The sequence below is a fragment of the Paenibacillus sp. MY03 genome (genome assembly GCF_002165585.1).
In the GTDB taxonomy this organism is placed as follows: Bacteria; Bacillota; Bacilli; order Paenibacillales; family Paenibacillaceae; genus Pristimantibacillus; species Pristimantibacillus agaridevorans.
On the sequence record NZ_MXQD01000012.1, the window covers coordinates 59,040 to 79,687 of the forward strand.

General features: G+C 46.3%; 17 protein-coding genes and 1 pseudogene. 7 read left to right on the forward strand and 11 right to left on the reverse strand.

The features are described 5' to 3' along the window. The first annotated feature begins 21 nt into the window (after window positions 1-21). Window positions 22-2,778, forward strand: a complete 2,757-nt coding sequence (locus tag B1748_RS14080; RefSeq protein WP_087568559.1) for an alpha-mannosidase — start codon at window positions 22-24, stop codon at window positions 2,776-2,778. A gap of 13 nt (window positions 2,779-2,791) precedes the next feature. After that, the gene (locus tag B1748_RS14085) at window positions 2,792-3,904 is read left to right on the forward strand and encodes a sialate O-acetylesterase (RefSeq protein WP_087568560.1); all 1,113 of its coding nucleotides are present in this window, start codon (window positions 2,792-2,794) and stop codon (window positions 3,902-3,904) included. A 1,184-nt stretch (window positions 3,905-5,088) separates the two neighbouring features. Here B1748_RS14085 and B1748_RS14090 read toward each other — a convergent pair. Continuing rightward, window positions 5,089-6,429 carry an FAD-binding oxidoreductase gene (locus B1748_RS14090; protein ID WP_087568561.1) on the reverse strand — a complete coding sequence of 447 codons (1,341 nt, stop codon included), beginning with the start codon at window positions 6,427-6,429 and terminating at the stop codon, window positions 5,089-5,091. Window positions 6,430-6,757: 328 nt separating this feature from the next. On the opposite strand from B1748_RS14090, the gene B1748_RS14095 reads away from it, so the two are divergent. Both B1748_RS14095 and B1748_RS14100 read left to right on the forward strand, forming a co-directional pair. Continuing rightward, on the forward strand, window positions 6,758-7,135 hold the full coding sequence (locus B1748_RS14095; protein ID WP_256975659.1) for a hypothetical protein: 378 nt from the start codon (window positions 6,758-6,760) through the stop codon (window positions 7,133-7,135). A 594-nt stretch (window positions 7,136-7,729) separates the two neighbouring features. Next, entirely contained in the window at window positions 7,730-9,304 is a 1,575-nt protein-coding gene (locus B1748_RS14100) for an MFS transporter (RefSeq protein ID WP_256975660.1), read from the forward strand. 231 nt (window positions 9,305-9,535) lie between these two features. On the opposite strand, the gene B1748_RS14105 is transcribed toward B1748_RS14100, so the two are convergent. From B1748_RS14105 to B1748_RS14125, 5 genes are all read right to left on the reverse strand, one after another. Beyond that, entirely contained in the window at window positions 9,536-10,354 is an 819-nt protein-coding gene (locus tag B1748_RS14105) for an SDR family NAD(P)-dependent oxidoreductase (protein ID WP_087568564.1), read from the reverse strand. 73 nt (window positions 10,355-10,427) lie between these two features. Next, window positions 10,428-10,997, reverse strand: coding sequence for a TetR/AcrR family transcriptional regulator (locus tag B1748_RS14110; protein WP_087568565.1), 570 nt, complete (start codon window positions 10,995-10,997; stop codon window positions 10,428-10,430). A 129-nt stretch (window positions 10,998-11,126) separates the two neighbouring features. Continuing rightward, entirely contained in the window at window positions 11,127-11,450 is a 324-nt protein-coding gene (locus B1748_RS14115; RefSeq protein WP_087568566.1) for a winged helix-turn-helix transcriptional regulator, read from the reverse strand. Between the two features lie 28 nt (window positions 11,451-11,478). Then, a complete protein-coding gene (locus tag B1748_RS14120; RefSeq protein ID WP_256975661.1) occupies window positions 11,479-12,270 on the reverse strand; it encodes a hypothetical protein in 792 nt (263 codons plus the stop codon). A 146-nt stretch (window positions 12,271-12,416) separates the two neighbouring features. Then, complete coding sequence (locus B1748_RS14125) at window positions 12,417-13,088, reverse strand: HAD family hydrolase (protein WP_256975680.1); 672 nt, start codon at window positions 13,086-13,088, stop codon at window positions 12,417-12,419. 120 nt (window positions 13,089-13,208) lie between these two features. Here B1748_RS14125 and B1748_RS14130 point away from each other — a divergent pair, with 120 nt between their 5' ends. Both B1748_RS14130 and B1748_RS37485 read left to right on the forward strand, forming a co-directional pair. Then, window positions 13,209-13,991 (forward strand): alpha/beta fold hydrolase, encoded by a 783-nt coding sequence (locus tag B1748_RS14130; protein ID WP_087568568.1) that lies wholly within the window; start codon window positions 13,209-13,211, stop codon window positions 13,989-13,991. A 402-nt stretch (window positions 13,992-14,393) separates the two neighbouring features. Next, window positions 14,394-14,516 (forward strand): annotated as a pseudogene (locus tag B1748_RS37485) (aldo/keto reductase); the annotation flags it as partial. A gap of 63 nt (window positions 14,517-14,579) precedes the next feature. On the opposite strand, the gene B1748_RS14145 reads toward B1748_RS37485, so the two are convergent. After that, window positions 14,580-15,431 carry a LysR family transcriptional regulator gene (locus B1748_RS14145; RefSeq protein WP_087568570.1) on the reverse strand — a complete coding sequence of 284 codons (852 nt, stop codon included), beginning with the start codon at window positions 15,429-15,431 and terminating at the stop codon, window positions 14,580-14,582. 211 nt (window positions 15,432-15,642) lie between these two features. Between B1748_RS14145 and B1748_RS14150 the strand changes: the two genes are divergently transcribed. Next, window positions 15,643-17,187 carry an MFS transporter gene (locus B1748_RS14150; RefSeq protein WP_218781632.1) on the forward strand — a complete coding sequence of 515 codons (1,545 nt, stop codon included), beginning with the start codon at window positions 15,643-15,645 and terminating at the stop codon, window positions 17,185-17,187. Window positions 17,188-17,365: 178 nt separating this feature from the next. Here the strand turns inward: B1748_RS14150 and B1748_RS14155 are convergent, their stop codons facing one another. From B1748_RS14155 to B1748_RS14175, 4 genes are all read right to left on the reverse strand, one after another. After that, window positions 17,366-17,881, reverse strand: a complete 516-nt coding sequence (locus tag B1748_RS14155) for an SRPBCC family protein (RefSeq protein ID WP_087568572.1) — start codon at window positions 17,879-17,881, stop codon at window positions 17,366-17,368. A gap of 237 nt (window positions 17,882-18,118) precedes the next feature. Continuing rightward, window positions 18,119-18,802, reverse strand: a complete 684-nt coding sequence (locus B1748_RS14160) for a DUF998 domain-containing protein (protein WP_256975662.1) — start codon at window positions 18,800-18,802, stop codon at window positions 18,119-18,121. Between the two features lie 13 nt (window positions 18,803-18,815). Further along, window positions 18,816-20,123 (reverse strand): alpha/beta fold hydrolase, encoded by a 1,308-nt coding sequence (locus tag B1748_RS37490; RefSeq protein ID WP_256975663.1) that lies wholly within the window; start codon window positions 20,121-20,123, stop codon window positions 18,816-18,818. A gap of 102 nt (window positions 20,124-20,225) precedes the next feature. Continuing rightward, window positions 20,226-20,546 (reverse strand): ArsR/SmtB family transcription factor, encoded by a 321-nt coding sequence (locus B1748_RS14175; protein WP_087568573.1) that lies wholly within the window; start codon window positions 20,544-20,546, stop codon window positions 20,226-20,228. Between the last annotated feature and the right edge of the window lie 102 nt (window positions 20,547-20,648).

Sequence of the window (20,648 nt, forward strand, 5' to 3'; positions counted from 1 at the left end):
TTGAATTGGGAGAAACCGAAAATGGAAAAAAACCGAATCGAAAAAATGTATGTTCTTTCGCAGACTCATTGGGATAGGGAATGGTATCAGGATTTCCAGAGCTTTCGCACCCGCCTGGTCTACATGATGGATGAATTGATTGATTACATGGAGCAGAACGCCGACTATCGCTTTTTTACGATGGACGGCCAAACCATCATGCTCGACGACTACCTGGAGATTCGCCCGGAGAATCGTGACAGATTGCAACGGTTAATTCAGGATAATAGAATTGCTATTGGCCCCTGGTATGTCATGCCGGATGAATTCCTGGTCAGCGGCGAATCATTGATTCGCAATCTTTTGAGGGGAATAAGGGATGCTCGTTCCTGGGGAGTTCAACCCATGTTGTCGGGGTATGTCACGGATATATTCGGACATAACAGCCAGCTGCCACAAATTCTCCACGGCTTCGGTATTGATAATGCCGTATTGTTCCGAGGTTTCCGCGGGGATGCGGACCCTGCGGAAATTTGGTGGGAGGGGGCCGATGGCAGCAGAGTATTGGGATTGAAGCTGGATGAAGACCGTTCGTATAGCGATTTCTATTTTGCGTTGAGATGGCCCTTTTATGATCGTGATAATGCTTATGAGGAACATCAGGATGAACTGATGGAGCGGGCCATGATGTTGATGGATTATAAGAATAAACGGGCCACCACCACAATAGCTTTGAGCATGGATGGGGTGGATCACGTTGAAATCGAACCGCAATTGCCTTGGATGCTTAAAACCTTGAGCGAGAATAAAAAGTTGAATGTGCAGTTTGTTCATGCCCATCTTGAAACCTATCTACAAGACTTGCGTGGAAAAGTCGGGGATTTGAGGGTTTATAAAGGGGAGCAAAAGGAGCTTGCTTATAATGGACTAAACAACTGGGTTCCGGAGAACACCTTGTCTTCGCGCGTCCATTTGAAACAGCATAATCAGCATTGTGAAAACTTGATCGAAAAATGGGCTGAGCCATTGGGCGTGATGGCGGCTTTGGAAGGACGAGCGTATTCCAAAAGCTTTATCAAAAAAGCATGGGAGTTTGTGCTGCAAAACCATCCCCATGATTCCATTTGCGGTTGTTCGATTGACCAAGTGCACCAGGATATGATTTATCGGTTTGACCAATCCCGCTTGATAAGCGAACAGATGATTTATGAACAAATGAGCTACATATCCAATCATCTTAACGAGGAGCAGCTTGGTGGGAATCACGCCTTTACGGTATTCAATCCTTCGCAGTCTTCCGTAGAGGGGATCTTTGAGGTCGAGCTTAGTCTTCCTGCAAACTCGGATGTTTCGGTAACGATGAAAAATTCGTTAAACGGCACTTCTTTTCGAATTTATGATGCGGAGCACAATGAAATTCCTTACCAATTGCTCACTATTCAAACGAACAGCATGCACCTGTATAGACCCTATAGAGAGCTTCCCCGTGGTGAAGCAGTGGATCGGTTTCGCATTGCGATGCCAGGCAAGGTACCTGCTTTCGGTTATTCGGTTTATACATTGGAAAGGTATACGATTGAAAATCATGCTCCTTTGGAATACAGTGCCCCAAAGCTGATCGCGCCAGTGCGCTACCCAGGCTCCATGCAGATGGATGAACATACCTGGGATAATGGGCGCATTCGATTACGCGTAACTTCCAATGGTACCATTCAAGTAACAGATGTCCAAACGGGACGCTTTTATGAAGGACTATTACTATTGGAAGATGAAGCGGACATCGGGGACGGCTGGAGTCATGTTTCACCAATAAATAATGAAACCGTACGTTCTTCCGGCGTGCAAGCTACGGTATCCACTATGTATGATGGACCCTATCAAGCGTGTATTCGTATCCAACTCAATCTTCGTGTTCCGAGGGGCATTGAAAGTGATGAGAACAGCAGAAGCAAGGAATGGGTTGACATGCCGATTACGACTTGGGTCGAGTTGAAAAAGGGTGATCCCATCATTTATTGCAGGACTTCTGTTCACAATACAGCTCGCAATCATCGTCTGCGCATCTTGTTTCCCAACGGATTGGATACGCAACATTACCATACAAGCACCCCATTTGATTTGGTGAAACGACAGATTCAGCGGCCGGATCGGTCTGATTATTTGCGCAAGGATTTTGAAGTTGTGCCGCATAACGGGATTGTTACCGTGGATGATCACAAGGATGGCCTGGCCATTTACAGCAAAGGGCTTTATGAGGTTGTTGTCCGAGATAATAACCAGCGCACAATCGCGTTAACTTTATTTCGTAGCACGAGTAAGGAGGTACTATCGGACGGCAGCGATGGAGGTCAATTGCTGGGAGAGCTCGAATTCAATTATGCTATTAGGCCTTTTGCAATCGAAGAGACTCATCCTGCGCCGCTCTGGAAGGAACATCAGCAATATGTGACCGGTATTCGTTCGCTGAACCGGAAACCCGGCAAGCTATATCGGGAAACCCAGCAGCAAGGAGCCGGCGGATTATCTTTAAGCAAGTCGTATTTGACTCTCGCATCCCAAGCATTGATTGTGAGTGCCTTTAAACAATCGGAGGACCACGACAACAGCTACATCGTTCGATTATTTAATGTAACCGAACAAGAAGGGGCAGGGACATTGACTTTTGAACGAGCGATTGCTTCGGCGGAATTAGTCAATTTAGACGAGGCTCCAATAGCCGATTTACCGGTTACGGCAAGAGAGATTCATGTTATTGCAAAAGCCAAACAAATCATTACAGTGAAAGTAACTCTAGTTTGATGAGGGTGATGATATGCTTGATGAGCGAATGAATGTTCCTGTAATTTCACTTACACATCCTAAGCCGTTTCAAGTGATTCAAAGAACAGGTTATTGTGCAGCGCAAGCTTATGCTAATCATCCAGGCGGGCCAAGACTGGGAGAAGGAACTTTTATCATTTCAGGTACAGTTTCCAGGCGAACGCAAGGCAGGCTGGAAGCCAGAACGTTGCTCCTCCAAGATGCGTATGGAATAGCAGTAGACTGGAAGGACCTGGATGCGGAATGGGAGGGAGAGCAGTTCGAAGCGACATTTCTTGTTCCTGCAGGAGGCTGGTATCGATTAGAACTTCGCTACATCGGCAAGGAGCGGGGGGAACAAAGCGATTCCGTCGTTGTGGAGCCAGTTGGCGTTGGCGAAGTTTTTATCATAGCTGGGCAATCGTATGCGGAGAATTGCAATGACAGCTGTATGCGCATAGAAGATCCGCAAGGAAGAATAAGCGCATTAGACCCTCGCTCGCAAGAATGGAGAGTGGCCCATGATCCGCAGCCGACGGTTAATCGCAGTAACGATAATGAGCAGAGCCGGATGGGAACCATCTGGCCTGCAGCGATGAACCACTTGCTGCCATTGCTAAGAGTTCCGATTGGCATGGCGAATGTAGCTGTTGGTGCTACATCCTCCAGACAATGGATGCCTGGCGAACCTTTATTTGAAAATCTACAGCATGCAGGAATAGCGGTCGGCCCCTTTAGAGCCCTGCTGTGGCAACAGGGAGAATCGGATGTGATTGAGGGGACTTCAACCGAGGTCTATAAGTCTCGCTTGCTGGCCATAAAAGCAGCACTGGAAGAAATCTGGGGACATTCATTCCTGTGGCTGCCTGCCAAATCCACCTTGCATCCAACCGTTTACATCAAGCCATTAGAGGAAGGGAGTATCCGGTTGGCGATTGATGAGCTCTGGTCAACACCCGGTTTTTTACCGGGCCCAGATACTGATATTCTTGCAGGTATCGGGTTGCACCGTGCATTGGAAAGGGAAAGCGGGCATTTCACTTTGTTAGGGCAGCAGCAGGCCGGTTTACTGTGGTGTATAGCTATTTGGAACCTGTTGCAGTTAAGCGGAGTTGCGAATGAATAGTATTAAGATGTGGTGCGGTTCGAACGTTGATGGATCGTAATCGTGTTTAATCATAGGATTAGGATTGACACAATACAATGATAGAAATTCTTAACGCCAGGAAGCCGACGTTCCCGTAGAGGAACTCGGCTTTTTCGGCTTTCTGCATGACATAGGGTATCGTATATATTAGGAGTGCTGCTTATGATTTGTATTAGTCATTTCTTCGGATGAGGATAACCTTTGGGTTGTCATTTTTTTATTTTTTGATTAAGTTTACATAATAATATGTATGTAAATATTATAAATTTCGAAAGAGAAGCTCCAATTGAAAATCAACCAGGGTTCCGGCGTTTTCTGTTTCGAGGCCTTATGCGTCCGTAGGCATCTTGAGAACAACCGTCTGTGGAGAGAACCTGTTTGATTTTGAGAGCAGGGGAGTGCATTGGACCAGCTCTTAAACGGCCAATAGTGTAGATTTTTAAGTTGAACTTAAAATTAATGCTCCAGTCTAATACTTTCATTGCACTGGACATTAAGTAAATGAATATAGTTAATGAGGTTAATTAAATAAGACTGTATTTGTAGAGGGTATAATGTAATAATTACGATTTTAAAAAGTGAATTCAAGATTGTGAGGTGTTCGATATTCGTAGTTACGTAATTATATTTATGTAAACATATTAGAATCCATTTACGATTTATGTTCGTTCACGTAGATATCGATACAAATTGGGTAAATCACTGGCCGTTCCCAAATGATCTGAATCGCGAGCTGTGCGAAACAACTAATTGCGTTCTGGCATTTTTGCTGATCCATAATCGGAATCAAATTCATAAAACGATTATAAAAAATGAGCAGCCGGACAAAACATAACTGATAAAAACATATCAGATAAAACATGAGGTGATAAATGACCTGGAATCAAAGTGCACAAAAGCAAGGCAAACATGCTAAATACATATAAGATCGATAGCCACTCATTTTTCTTAGCTATACATTTACACAAAACTCGTATTTTGTACATATGTATATAGATTGAATCAACCCTTTGATATGACTGGTTTTGATTGGATTGTGTCACAATCAATCACTTGCTTTCAGCTTACTTTTTTATTACCCTCTTCCTCGTTTTGTTTTTTTATAGTCACTCAACCAAGAAGCCAAGATCACTACTGATCTTGGCTGAACAGGAAATATGATATTAAGCCGGCGGAATACTTTGTGGATTATTAAACACATTTTTAGGATCGTATTTAGCTTTTGCTTTCCGCAATCTTGCATAGTTCTTGCCATAATAAACTGGGCCGGAACATTTAATACCTTGGTCTGGTACGTTAATATACGAACCTACAATGTAAGGCTGTAGCTTTTTCCTGGTGTTCCGAGCTAGGGCAATATTCCTAGCCGCATGAGATGGCTTCACCCACGAGCTGTTCCATTCTACATAATATTGCGGATCACGCCAGTAGAAGGCTGTAGCACGAGGAGCCATATTTTTTATAGCACCACCCCAGTTGAGGAAGAAAAATCCAGCAGGTGTGCCTCCCTCCGCTTTTTCCAAAAACTCTCGCATAGGCTTAAACGCTTTATCAGGGAATGGCTTTCTGCCGAAGCCACTGGAGAACTGGTTGCTGAACTTTTGAGTCAAGATCGGGTCGGGAGCTAACATATATTTAGTAGCTTCCAGGTAAGGAAGGTTCTTGATTTCTTTTGTTGGTGTCCCAACCCTAAGAATTGGCTTAAGGAAATGAAGAGCTGCCTTTTTCGATCCGAGGTAAATGCCTAACATGCTAACATTACCGCCCTTTTTGGGACCAACAGACAATTCGCTGCCCAGCTTCGTACTTGTGAAAGGAGCCCAGCGTTGCCATGCTTTAACGATCTTCTCAAATTGGTTCCATGGCCAGGTGATAGTGAATACGGTAGCATTCTCTGGAGCGCGCCTTACTTTGAATTTATATTTGGTATATACGCCAAAGTTACCGCCGCCTCCCCCACGGGAAGCCCATAGAAGATCGGAGTGACGTTTATTGCTGGCACGAAGAATTCTACCTTTTGCGTCAACCATTTCAAGCCCGATGAGATTATCGCTGATTAGGCCGATCGTCCGTTGGAGCGGCCCGATACCACCACCTGGCGTAATACCACCGATACCGACGGTAGGGCTGTCGCCAAACGGGGCCATATATCCTTGCCTCGCAAGCTTATCAACGATTCTTCCTACTCGGTTGCCCGTCCCAACAACTACGGTGCCACATTTTTTGTCCAGTTTAATGGACTTAAGTTCGCTTGTATCGATTACGATACCACCATTAACCTGCGAAAGGTTAGTTTCCAAGGCATGCCTTCCGCTTCTTGGTCGTATAGGAACATTATTTTTACGGGCCCATCTTATAGCGTTCGCTACATCCTGCGCTTTCTTTGCAAAAACAAAAACTTTAGGACATCTGTCCGTATGAGGATCCCAGTTCTTTCGAGCTGCGTTATAACCAGGATCTCCTTTGAATACTACTCGCCCAGTAAGCTTAGTTATTGAATTCACTTATCCAACTCCCTATAGGTGAATGATATACTTTTTTAAAAATTAGGCATTCCCATATAACGTATGATGAAAGACTTAACCCGGTATGGGCTGGTGCTGATAACGGTTTTATATAGTAAAAAGCCGCTATCAAAATTGATAACGCCTTTACCATTTCAGATCTATTTGATTAATAAATACTTACTGTTCGTACAATAACTTTTAGTAAACAGGTATTTAAAATTACCTATCTATATATTTCCCCCCATTTGTCCATAGCATTTTTTTTATTGAATCTTATATTAGTGTATGAACACTTGTCTTAATTGAAAATGGAAGGAGGGATTTTTTGAGCCACAATCATAATATTTTATCAACCGGTGTATTACGAAGACACTCGAGTACGAAATTCATTACTGTTGAAGCGATGAATGTTGATCCTGATGATTTCCGGTCAGTAACTGTTCAAATGTTTGACTGGTCATCCGGTTCACCTATTTTATTACCAACGGTTGATCCGACAACTCAAACGATACCACCTAATCAATACAGAACATTTAGATCATTTGAGATTCCTCCTGCGACATTTTCTTATGAAGTAAGAATAATACATCCTAAAGATAAAGATGTTGTTACAAACGTTTTTGGACTTAGCGATATTTCATTTGACCCACAGGAAGGAAACAATGTCTTACAACATGACTTAGCTAAAGTGAAATTGAGTTAAGCTGTCCAATAAGTCCCCAAAATAAAAAGGCTGGGCGAGAAAACGCAAGGTTTTCCGTCTAGCCTTTTTTGTGTCGCCTGCTGTTGCAGGAATGCAGCGAGGCGGATGCCGTGCATAGATCACGGATTTTTCGTCATCCTCAAATGGTATTCCAGTGTACTTGGCGGTTCCCCTTTGCTTTGGTCCATTCGGGCAAATGAATCGATCATCCAACTCCTCATACGTCTGCATTACCGAATCTATCTTTCCCTTTTTTAATAAATCGTCATCTTGATCCTTACGTGACGTCATGTTTTATAGTTAAGCTACCGGTAAACGACCAGCGCGCTTAATGGAGATGATTATGGAGAATCAATGGAAAGTCGGCGAGTTCGCCAAGTATCGATCCAGATTAAAAGAAGATATCCATCGAAAGAGGCGAAAATAATGAATGAACGATCTGTAGTCCATGATACTTTTGTGCTCGAACGTACCTTTAACACTACGCCATCGCGTGTTTTCTCAGCTAGATGGGTACGATACCCCGGCTGTTCGTGAGCATGGTACGAAGGCAATACTGGACATACTCGGGAAAGCACTGAGACAGGAGGTATGATGTTTGCTGTGACAGTGACAGTGATGAAGGCAGGATTAAAGGATTGGATTGGGCTTGCCGTGCTGGCATTACCCGCGCTCCTTGTATCTATTGATGTCTCCGTAATGATTCTCGCGCTGCCGCATATCGGTGCTGCTCTTGGGGCAGATAGCACGCAGCAGCTATGGGTCATGGATATTTATGGTTTTATGCTTTCCGGGTTTTTGATTACGATGGGCACGATCGGCGACCGGATTGGAAGGCGCAAGCTGCTAATGATTGGGGGCGCCGCATTTGGCGCCGCTTCGATTCTAGCGGCATTCTCACAGAGCGCTGGGATGTTGATTGCTGCCCGGGCACTGCTTGGAATCGCGGGAGCAACACTTTCGCCCTCGACACTTGCCCTTATCAGCAATATGTTCCATGACCACAAGCAAAGATCCTTTGCCATCGGCATATGGCTGACTTGCTCCATGGGCGGCATGGCGCTTGGACCGGTTGTAGGTGGAACGCTGCTGGGGCATTTCTGGTGGGGATCGATATTTCTACTCGCAGTACCTGTCATGGTGCTGCTGCTGATTCTGGGTCCCTTCCTGCTGCCGGAGTATCGCCAGAAAGATGGGGAACGTGTGGACCTTTTAAGTGTAGGCTTATCTCTCGGAGCGATTTTGCCTATCGTTTACGGCTTTAAAGAAGCAGCCAAGCATGGTTTTCAAACACTTCCAATCGTGACTATATTGGTGGGGCTTCTGATCGGTGTTCTGTTCGTACTGCGGCAGCAGAGGCTTTCCAGCCCACTGCTCGATTTGCGGCTGTTTACTAATTCAGCCTTCAGCACATCTCTTGCCTGCATGTTCGGGGTTACCATGACAGGTGCGGTGATGCTGTATATCGCTCAGTATCTCCAATTTGTTAAAGGATTGTCGCCACTTCAAGCAGGGCTGTGGATGCTTCCGGGAGTGATCGGTTCCATGAGTGGTATGCTGCTGTCGCCCCTAATTGCGCGGAGAGTCCGACCTGCTGTTCTCATAGGAGCAGGATTGATCTTGTCGGCCGCTGGATGCGTACTGCTGGCCCGTATTTCCCCTGCTTCAGGTCTCATGCTTCTGGCAGGGGGTTATACACTCTTTAACCTTGGAGCTTCCCCTTTCCAGAGCCTGGCCAGCGACTTTGTCGTGGGGTCAGCCCCGCCTGAGAAGGCTGGTTCCGCTGCCTCGATGCTGCAGACCAGCGGTGAATTTGCCTTTGCTGTTGGAATCACCGTCTTAGGCAGTCTGGGCACGGTAGTTTACCGCAGCAGAGTCAAGGATACGATGCCAGTTGATATACCCCCTTCTGTAGCGCAGGCTTCCGGGGATAGTCTCGCCAGTGCCACAACCGCAGCGGAAGGCTTAAGTGTACTGGCTGCAGACAAGCTGCTGACCAGGGCACACGAAGCCTTTACGAGCGGACTGAATGTGGTTGCAGCATGCTGCTGCGCGTTGATGCTCGGATCTGCCATAATCGCTGTGATTCGGTTTTGGAAAAAAAGGCCGATCGGTACATCCGAGCCACAAGAACCCGGCAGAATTTCAACGGCTGCATCTGAAAAATGAAAGAGAGTACAAACAATGTACAAATTACAATCACTGGACGGAACCCCGGTTGCATAATGTACGAAATGTTTGATCACTGTCAGTGGATAAAAACATGTAAACTATGAAAGCCGCATTATATGCGGTTTTTTTGTTTTAAATACGGATCCAGATGAAGAGCTAATTGCCTTTTTATTGGCTATCGGGACACAATATAGACAACGCCCTTCTCCTTATATGTATAGTTCGTTATCATCCATTTTTAAGTTTCCGTATACTTCTAATTTTTTGTAACCAGGCTTGATCTAACAATCTTGGGAAGAGACGATAAATACGCCATGCCCACCGAACGGATGTCGGGAAAATAATGATAGCTTTATTTTTGATAATGCCCTTTAATATAATATCAACAGCCTCGCTTGGATTCATTGCCCCTACGGGTAGAGATTCCACTATTTTTTCATTTGGAACATTGGCAACCGTCATATTTTTATAAATGTCGGTTTGAACATGTCCGGGACAGATGATACTAACCTTAACCCCCACATCAACTCCCTCATACCGTAACGATTGTGAAAGACCGACGACTGCGTGTTTACTTGCGCAATATGGCGTGTTGCCGGGCTGCGGCATTAATCCTGTGGCAGAGGCTGTATTGATGATATGTCCAAATCCTTGTTTGGCCATCACCCGATAGGCTATCGTCGACCCATAAAGAACGCCATTCAAGTTGATATCCATCACTTTTTTCCACTGCGCTAGGGTCAAATCTCTGACATCCCCGCCAATCGCAATGCCGGCGTTATTAAACATATAGTCAATCCTGCCATATTGTAATACAGTATCATCAATTAGCTGTTGAATATCGGTTTCGCTAGCGACATCGACACGCATATAGTTTGCGGTTCCACCGCTATTTATGATCTGATCAGCAGTCATTTTAGCATGATCTTCACGAATGTCTGCAACAACAACGCTCGTTCCCAATTTAGATAATTGGAAACAAAGTTCTCTTCCGATGCCAGCGCCTCCGCCAGTTATAATGGCAACTTTATTCATAAAATGATTCACTATATACACCCTTCCTCTGTTGACTGACTTGAGTCAATAAAATATAAAAATAATACAACTTCCGAAGAAGTTGTTAATCGATGCCTAACATGCGTTTATAAAAATACTTTAGCTTCCCTACTCTTTCTTCATCGGAGATGCTTGAATCAATCGACTGCCAGCCGTATAAACAGAATTTCGCTGTTTCCTCAGGGTACGAGCAATTGAAAGAACCGTCCGCATTTCCAATTTCAATTAATTCTTTGAATATAGGGAGAATCATTTTTATTCCTGTGCTGCCAATTCGCTTGTGAATCTCCTCATTCTCGTGCTGATGTATGGTTGTAATTAAAGAAGCATCTTTTTTTAACATGTTGCTTGTAAATAGGAACATTTTTTCTAATCGATCCGCTGCACTTATTGTGTTGTCTTTCATCAGAACCATTAAATCTACCAATATCTCTTTAGCCCACTCTTCAACTACGGCATCGAGCAATTCTGATTTTGATTTCACGTAGTGATACACAAGCCCATGTGCAACACCCATTTTATTCGTAATATCACTAATTTGAGTTCCTTCATAACCCTTCTCCTCAAACAATTCCTTGGCTGTCTGAATAATTTCAGCGCGCCGCTCCTCTGGTGGCTTCGTCTTTCGGGCCATGGATGTTATCCTCCTTATGAAAACCATCGGGTTGCTTCAAAAATGAATATAACATGCTCATTGACTTGAGTCAATCGGAATTCGTACCGGCCCTGCCTATTTTCTGCTTGGGGTACCACCGCCGCCGGATCAAGGGTCGGACGTTACGGAATCATCATCATGAGGCATGAGGGATAAGCCGCGTTCTGATAATGAGTACTCAACCTTTGGAGGTACTTGCGGATATTCCTCGCGTATAATAATTTTATCCGCCTCCATTTCTTTCAACATGATACTGAGCGTTTTAAAGGTGATCGAACCGATACATCGCTTTAGTTCGTTAAACCGCATAACTTTATTTTCTGATAGCCAATACATAATGATCATTTTATATTTGCCGCTTACTATGGACAACGTATACCCGAAGCCGGTGTCTTTTAGTTTTACTCCGCTTGGAACACAGGTATCAAGCAATGCAGTCACTCTCCGTATCTTTAGTTTTCTATAAAATCCTGTTGAACTTTTGAATATCGACAAAGTTGCGTTCAGCCATCCGATTCAGTTTTAGATAGCTGAATGCGTATTTATAATAGTGTCCGTGCCAATTGTCCGATAATGCTTGTTCCCAGTAGGAGGCTTCCAAGGGACTCCAGCTCTTCTCAGATACTGCAGCCGAAGAAGATACGGCCTCTAATTGGTTCGCGAAATTTAAAATATCTATCCTTGTGAAAAGGGCCTCATCCAAGACATCTAAGCCATCTCCATTAAAAGCTTGCTTAAGTTGTACGATAGCATGACCGTGGGTAAGTATATGCCCCAGCTGCATATCGTTTTTTTCCATTTGAGGCATCCTGGAAAATCCGTGGAATAGATCAAGTACCATTGCTGGAGTAAGCTTGAATCTTTCGACCTTTGTCTCGAGCCCATCCGGATGGATGACCACATTCTCACCGTTAGTGGTTACATAACCTGGGCCCGATTCTCTGAACCCCTCAAGTAACTTCTTCATGGCCTGATATAATTCGGCGGTAGCGGAAACGTCGGAGCGAGTGAGTAAATCAAGCATATAATAGGCGTAGATGACGTCATGTCCAAGCGAATTGGCAGTACCGCTATTCTGAATCAGCAGTTCTATCAAACCGGATCGGCAATCGTTATAAGCCTTATCATTCCGATACTTCTCTGAGTTTTCATGCTCCTCAACTGTTTTATCGAGATTCTGATAGATTAGGTTTCTAACTCGCTGGGTACCAGTTTTTCTTCTAAAAGATGAATCAATGCCAACACCGCACACGCCCAATGACCATCCCAAATGTTACTATTGGAAGCTTCAACCATTTTTTGGCATGCCCATCTCCTGAAATAATCATGACTAACCATGCAACCACCCCATTTTTTATTAAACTCGTACATAGGCCCAACCAAACAGATTATCCACGTTTAAAGAATCTTCCAGCCGTGCCGTTTAGCCTCCGCACGGAAGTCCGGTGTCGGAGATACGGCAACAGGGTAGCCCACCGACTCCAACATGAATCGGTCCGGCAGCGTATCGCCATAGGCGAAGCTATTCTGCCAGTCGACTGGACGATTCGTTTGCTCCTCCCAGTCCTGAAGCCGCTTCACTTTACCAGATCCCGAACAGAAAATTCCAACTATGCGCCCGGTCAAGCGACCATCGGAGGTCATTTCTAACTCAGTCCCCAGCGCTTGCCCACCGAGCCGTTCTGCAAAGCGCTCCAGTAAGGGCTGGACGACCGCAGAGACCAGCAATACCTCACGCTCCTCAGCCTGATGACTGCGTAGAAGGTTTGCCACTGCTTGCCTGACTTGTTGCCGCTCCACCGTACGATGAAAGTATGGCTCTAAGGTAGTTAGTTTGTCGCCGGCCATCCACCGAACAATGAGAGTAGTGCCAAACAAGGTAAATCTTTCGCTTGAAATCAAACGTAGTTTTCTCAACACTCCGGCACCGCCTGCCAGGCCAAAAACGAGCACCCCGCGTATGCGCCTGTAGCCGCCTTTCCAAAGCTCCTTGGCCAAATCCGGCATCACGCTCTTGTTGCCCTCCAACAAGGTGCCGTCGAGATCAAATGCTGCAATTTGCTTCGACATCTTCAAATAAAGCCCACCTCTTGCTGATGTTCTATGTTTCTTCCACAATCGCCGGCAATCACCTATGCCCTAACTGTGAGTATAATATTAGATGTACAAAACGGATTCGGAGGGATCGACGTGGGACGTTATATTACGGTGGAACCCGGCATTAACCTATTTGTGGAGGATATTAATCCGGCGGGCAGGAAAACGATCTTTTTCATTCATGGCTGGCCGCTTAACCACAATCAGTTCGAATATCAGTATGATGTACTTCCAGCGATGGGCTACCGCTGCGTTAGTATTGACTGGCGTGGATACGGCAACTCAGATAAACCATTCACGGGCTATAGCTTTGACCGTTTGGCGGACGATGTACGAATCGTCGTGGGGGCGCTGCAATTGAAGGACTTTACACTGGCTGGTCATTCGACCGGCGGGGCGATCGCAATTCGGTATATGGCGCGGCACCAAGGTTTTGGCGTAAACAAACTCGTGTTGATCGATGCGGCAGCGCCGTCTAGCTTAGACAAACAGACGGCAAACGAGTTTATTACAGCCACCTTGAACGACCGCCCCAACATGCTGCATAACCTGACTAATATGTTCTTCTTCCAGCTTATTACAGGTCCTTTTGCCAATTGGTTTATGCAGATGGGACTGCAGGCAGCTGGCTATGCCACTGCGGCGATCATGGCCACGCTTCGGGACGAAAACGTGTATTCTGATCTTCAGAAAATCGACGTACCTACACTGATTGTACACGGCGTACACGACAAAATCGTTCCTTTCGCCAAAGGGCAGGAAACGAGCAAACTTATCAAGGGCTCGCAGTTCGTCCCATTCCAATACAGCGGCCACGGGCCTTTCTGGGAAGAACGGGAGCGTTTTAATCAACTGTTGATGCAATTTGTTGGTTAAACTGTTAACTCGATTGTCTCAAATAATTGCCTGATTCTCTCTAATGGCGGAAAGACGCAATGTCTTCCGTCCAACTTTTTTTCCTGCTTTTTCAGGAAAGTGGCGAGGTGGATGCCTGCCACTTAACATTCAACCAAAACGGGGCGTCCAGCATTCCGTTTTCACTGATTTATTGGATAATCATTTGCCAGGTGCCGGCCTGTTTGGGGATTGTGTATGAATTTTCATACACGTTTAGCCAGGTGCAGGCCTATTTGGTGGATTGTATATGAATTTCCTACACGTTTGGCCTGATCCTAGCCTGTTTGATGAATTGTATATGAATTTTCGAATTTTCATACACACTTATCCCGGTGAAGCCACTTGTGTTGAATTTTGTATACAAGCCTACCAATATAATCGAGCCAAGAGGACATCGGGGCTATGGAGTCAATTGCCACATTAGATACGAAACAAAGCCTCTTCTTTTCTCATCGCGATCCAGAAATGGTGAAATGGCTTGGTACACGAAAACTCGAAATCTAATTCATAAAGCCAGAACTACATTTGACTCCTTGGGGCGAATGCATTGACATGCCCATATTCTCTTTACAGACCTTCCTCATTAACTAGATCCGCAAAAGCTTTGTAAGCATAGTCCAAATATTTTTCTCTTCTTCTGATAAGACCTGTTTCAATAAATCGATACGCTTCGGGTATAGGGTACACATTTAAATCTTCATATGGACCTTTTAAAACCGATTTAGGTAAAATGGTTGACGTCAACCCCGCTTTTACACTGCTTAAAATCGTTTCTAATGAACTAATCTCAATGAAATTCTTTAATGCAACTCCCTCGTCCTTCAACCATTGTTCCAATTTCATTCTGAAAGGACAACCTCTTGGAGATATCGCCCACTTTTGCTCTATTAAAGCTGAGACATCGAATGTCCTGCCAGATAATAATACAATTTCATCCGTTAATAAATAGTCTGAAACGAGATTTGTTTTAGTCAGTTCACCTGTTACAAAAGCAGCATCTAACTCGAAGTTCCTTACCTTCTCCATTAATTCAAGAGGATTGCCTGTTTCTAAACTAAGAGATACTTGTTCATATCGCGATTGGTAAGAAGCAATTAGGTTCATGAAATTCCCGCACGTAACCGTTTCAACAACACCTATTTTTAATGATCCACTTGGTTTACCGTGATCTTGTAGTATTTTGATCGACTCATCTGCCATTTGCAAAATTGAATCGACATACTTTCGAAAAAGGGCGCCTTTTTCTGTGATCTGAACTCCTTTAGGTCTTCTATAAAAAAGCAGGACACCTAACTCATCCTCTAGTCTACGTAACCTTGCAGTTACATTGGACTGAACATAATCTAATCGCTCTGCAGCTCCAGAAATGCTTCCTTCTTCAGCAATTGCTTGAAATATCCTCAGGTCGCTTAGTTCCATGAATCACGCCTCCATCATAAAAAGTGATATCAATATCACTAACAATCATTATACTTGATGATAATATGCATGTATACTCGACACAGACTATTAAGAGTGGAGATGGGGAAATGGAACACTGGCTTTAATTAAGCATTAAAGATCAGAAGGAGTGATTCTTTTGGCAAATTCATGTACCACTGAAGGGCCTGAGGGGAGAACAATTCAATCCGTGAGGTTCGCCGGCCCGCGCGAATGGGCCGGGCTCGCGCTTCTCTCCCTACCAACCATCCTGCTCGGACTCGACCTGACGCTGTTGCATCTGGCGTTGCCCGCGCTAGCAATCGATCTGCAGCCCACGAGCGCGCAGGCCCTATGGATCGTGGACGTGTATGGCTTTATGATCGCCGGCTTCCTCATCACGATGGGAACGCTGGGTGATCGCATCGGGCGGCGCAAGCTGCTGATGGTCGGTGCGGCTGTTTTTGCAATCGCTTCTGTACTCGCGGCCTATTCGACTAGCGCATCCATGCTTATTGTAGCACGTGCGGTACTTGGTGTGGCTGGCGCGACACTAATGCCATCGACGCTGGCACTTATCAGCAACATGTTCGTAAACCGTCACCAGCGTGCGCTGGCGATTGGGGTTTGGGCGACCATGTTCGCGCTTGGCATGGCGGCCGGCCCGGTCGTGGGCGGTATATTGCTAGAGCACTATTGGTGGGGGGCGGCCTTTCTTGTCGCGGTGCCGGTGGTCGGGCTCCTGCTTGTAGCCGCACCATTTCTCCTTCCGGAATACCGGGCACCACAGAACGGCCGGTTGGATATCCTGAGTGTCACCCTTTCGCTCCTAGCCCTGCTGCCCATCATCTACGGCATCAAGCAGATCTCCAAAAATGGGTTCAGTACCGAAACAGCGATTGCGATTGCGGGGGGATTCGTCTTCGTGATCTTGTTCGTTCGGCGACAGCGCCGATTGGAAAACCCTCTTTTCGACTTGGATCTTTTCTCTAGCAAGGTGTTCAGCGTCGCATTGGTCGTACTTCTTGTTGGCCTCATCGGCGTCGGCGGAACGATGCTGCTAGTCACTCAGTACCTACAATTGGTCGCCAGCCTACCGCCGCTGGTAGCAGGGCTTTGGATGGGGCCGCCGGCGCTCGCTATGCTGGCCGCTGGCATAGCGGCACCACTGGCATCGCGGCGTATCCGGCCCGGCTATGTGATCGCGGTCGCGCTCGGACTGTCGGTCATCGGCTATTTGATGCTCACGCGACTCGAAAACGGGCCTTCTGGCATTCCTCTGGTCACCGCGGCGTTTTCACTCGTCTATCTCGGCCTTGGCACGATCGCCGCTCTAGGCACGGATCTGGTGGTAGGCGCGGCGCCAGCGGAGAAGGCAGGATCAGCCTCGGCCATATCCGAGACTGCACAGGAACTCGGACTGGCGGTTGGCATTGCCACGCTGGGTAGCCTCACAACCGCCGTCTATCGCAGCCGGATGTTCGACCGGATACCCGATACGCTGGCTCAGGATGTCCACAAGGCAGTCGGAGACAGCCTCGCGGGAGCTTCCTCGGTAGCGCAAAAACTGCCTCCCGGCTTGCTTGAGGAGGCGCAGGCAGCATTCACGGCGGGATTTAATGCAGCAGCGGCAACAATCGCAGTCAGCATCGCGATCCTCTCCATACTCGCGGCCGTCATCTTGCGTCATATTGGAACTGACGGCGGTAATGCCGACGTCATCGAGGCGGTTAAATCCAAGCAAGCTGAATCGTAATTGTTTTCATCCTTCCACGTTTATTAATCTTCATCTAAAATAGGCTGCTGAAAGAATTCAGCAGCCTATACGGGGTCGTACCAACGAAGCTCTCATGTAGTGACAAGTACCAAAATAGTTTCTCTCTGCGAACAATGCTGGTACTACTCTAAGATGTAACGTCGGCAGTGTATGTAATTCATTGGTTCGATCTCATGAAGTTGTCAGTTCGATTGGAGTATTGCTGCGTCATTGGCTTCTCAAGTCGATGCTTCGGCACTGCGCCATACGTCACTCCATGCTCCAGGTAATATTTGAGCAAAGTCAAAGCCTCGCCCCATCCGACCGCGCAATCGGCGAATGCCTTCAAGTCCATGTCGGTTTGCTTATAGCCCGACTCCGCTAATGAAACCAAAGTCCCTTCGCCCAGACTCGTTAATACGAAGGAAATCGTCGTCGTCGATTCGCCCGGCGTCCACTGATAGACAAATTTCTCGCCAGGAATCGCTTCGAGAACCGTTCCCCCATCCTCGAGCGTGATATGGTCGGGCCCAAAATCTTGGAATCGAAAATGAATCGTTCCGCCCGGTCTTGCATCTACGGTCGTTCCCTGCGTAAACCACGCGTCCCAGCCCGCTCCGGTTGCAATCGCCTCATAGACGTCGTCCGGCGCGGCGTTAATAAACGTACGATGGTGAATAGTAAGTGTCTTCATAACTTGATCCCTCCAACTATAATTTCTATCCCCTTCACGATTTATATATTACCATCCGGATATATAACTGTAAAGTAATAAATAGAATGCAGTTATCGCTAACATCCTTTCGTAAACTGTATTTGAATGAATCTTTGCCCCATTTCAGACGAAAACCGGCTGCAAGCGCAATGCAGCCGGTTTTCGATAATTCGAAGTTATATGTTTTTTCTACAGCCCTATACCTCTAATTAAGACTTACTTAGTAGCTCCCAGCTTGGCTGCATGTATTCCCACTATGATTAGCCACGCAATGTCGGCCAAGATTAAGAATCGTCCGAACATACCGGCCAATACCTCCGGCCCGAATTGCCCGTCTTGAGGAATTAGAAGTACAAATACGAGCATCGCGACGATTGCAATAACCGCACTTGTGAGCAGCACTCTCTTCATAGGTTTCCAAGCATCTATTCGACATAACGAAAGACTAATCAGCAAGGCGGCTACCGGCGTGTAGTCCAGCATCGCTCCGATCGAGTGTATGCTGCCGCTAAACGTTGCATCATCCGGACCAACGGAGATGGGATCGGTCACGAAGATACCCGCGATAATAACGCCAATTGCACTGATTCCAAGAATGACAATTCCAATGTATCCCGAAACCGTTCGAATATGCGGAAAAATCGTAATCGCCACACTAATTTGAGCAATTGCAAGCAATCCAAATGCCAGGTGCATCATCCAACCATAGTCACCAAGAGCATATTCGCTGATAAAACGCCATGTTGGATCAAATTCAGGTTGCAGCAGATGCAGGCTGATTAGGATAAACACGAACAATGCTCCTGAAAAGATCGCTACAAGCGCGAATCTAGAGGCCGTCGTCGTCAAAGGTTTTGCCATGTACCGACTAATCGATCCAGAGTTTGAAGAATCCGTCATACTCCCATTCTCCTTATCCCTCGAAATCAACTATGGCCTTTGCCACTACATCTGGGGACATCACAACTGCGGAATGATCTTGACCGGCGAGTAAATGAGCAGTAGCCTCTGGAAGAAGCTCGACAAGCGCGCGTGCAGCGTCATGGAATAGCGGTTCGCTGTTTTCCCCTGTCATTATCAAAGTAGGAATGGCAACGTTCCATCGGCCGGCTGGCAGTGGGTTACCGGATTGTGTCGTTCCCATAATCATGCCATCGTAAGCAAGCGTATGGGCCAAGGACTCCATTTTGTTCCAGGAAGCGTCGACCTTCATGTAGCCGATAAATTCTCCAGGTATGCCTAGAGCCTCGGATGCAAAATATTCGACTGCTTCAGACCGCTTGTCGGCTTCAATGAGCGCATTCAAATGTTCTACGTAGTTACCAGGCACAGGCTTACGGCTGTCGTTAATAATAAACGGTGGTTCGTACAAATAGAGCTTAACAATCGAGTCACCTAACAGGTTTGCCGCCTCAAGCGCCAACACGGCTCCGGACGAGCTGCCGAACAAGTAGGCTTGTCCCCCGGCAGCTGCAATTAATGCTTCAATATCCTCCACTTCCCGAGCGACTGCGTAAGGCGCGGTATCCCCACTCTGACCACGTCCGCGACGATCGTAGTTGTATACGGTGAAGCTGGCCGTCAAGTGCTCGGCTAACGGTAAAGCATCCAGATGGTCAGCGGCTGCTGAAGAAATGATGATGATTGCAGGACCGGTTCCTTGTTTAGTATAAGCAATCTGTGTCCCATCTTTTGAAATAACGGTTTCCATCGTGTTTTTGCCTCCCATTAAGGTTTCTAAGTAGTCTTCCAGTCGATCATAGGCATCGGTGAATCCTTCGATCATGCCCATAGCTTCCGCGTTGTTCAATTGTTCATTGGTAGCGAATCGCGTCACGATGCTAATCCGCGTTCCTCCGCTAATTTCCTCGAACAACACGGTCGTGTACATTTCGCTATCCGAAACCATATTCCAATCGCTGTCGGCAAAAGTGTCAATGTAGACCAGCTTGCCCGGCGCCTCCACTTCTTCATATGTGGCTCTGCAATAGGCTTCTTCGCCGCTATTGTCATCGGCTTTGAGACTATATCGCCACACGCCGCCTGGCCGTACATCCATTTCATAAACGGTGGTCGTCCAGCCTTTTGGCCCCCACCAATTTGTAATATGTTTAGGTTCCGTCCAGCCTTCCCATGCAAGCCGGACAGGCATCGTGACAATTCGCTCGACAGTGAGTTCTCTGCGCTCGCGGTTTTTACGAACGGTTGTTTTTCTTTTCATCTGCAGACATCCTTTTTAGGTAGTTTTCAAGGGAATCCAGCCTTTGGTTCCAAACGTTGCGGTCATTTAGCATGTAGCTCGCGATAAAACGGCTGATACCTTTCATAAGTCCTCCTTCTTCTTAGAATCCAGCATATACTCCTCGAAATTGTCGAGACGCTCTTCCCATAGAATGCTGAAGGAATCAAACCATTCGTCCAGCTCCTGGAACGGTCCGGCCTCGAGACTGTAAATGCGCAGCTGTGCTTGGCTGCGTGAGCGTACCATTCCGGCCTCGCTCAAGATGCGCAAATGACGGGATACATGCGGCTGGCTTATGCCTAGTGCCTGGACAATTTCTCCTACCGATTTAGGCCCATTTCTTAACAACTCAACGATGTTGAATCGATTGGGTTCGGCTAGAGTAAGTAACGTTAACTGCATGGTTGCTGTTCTCATGAACTAAATATATACGAGAGTATATATACATGTCAATATATATTAAGGTGCAACTTTCAGCTTTATACGAAAACCATCTCGAATTAT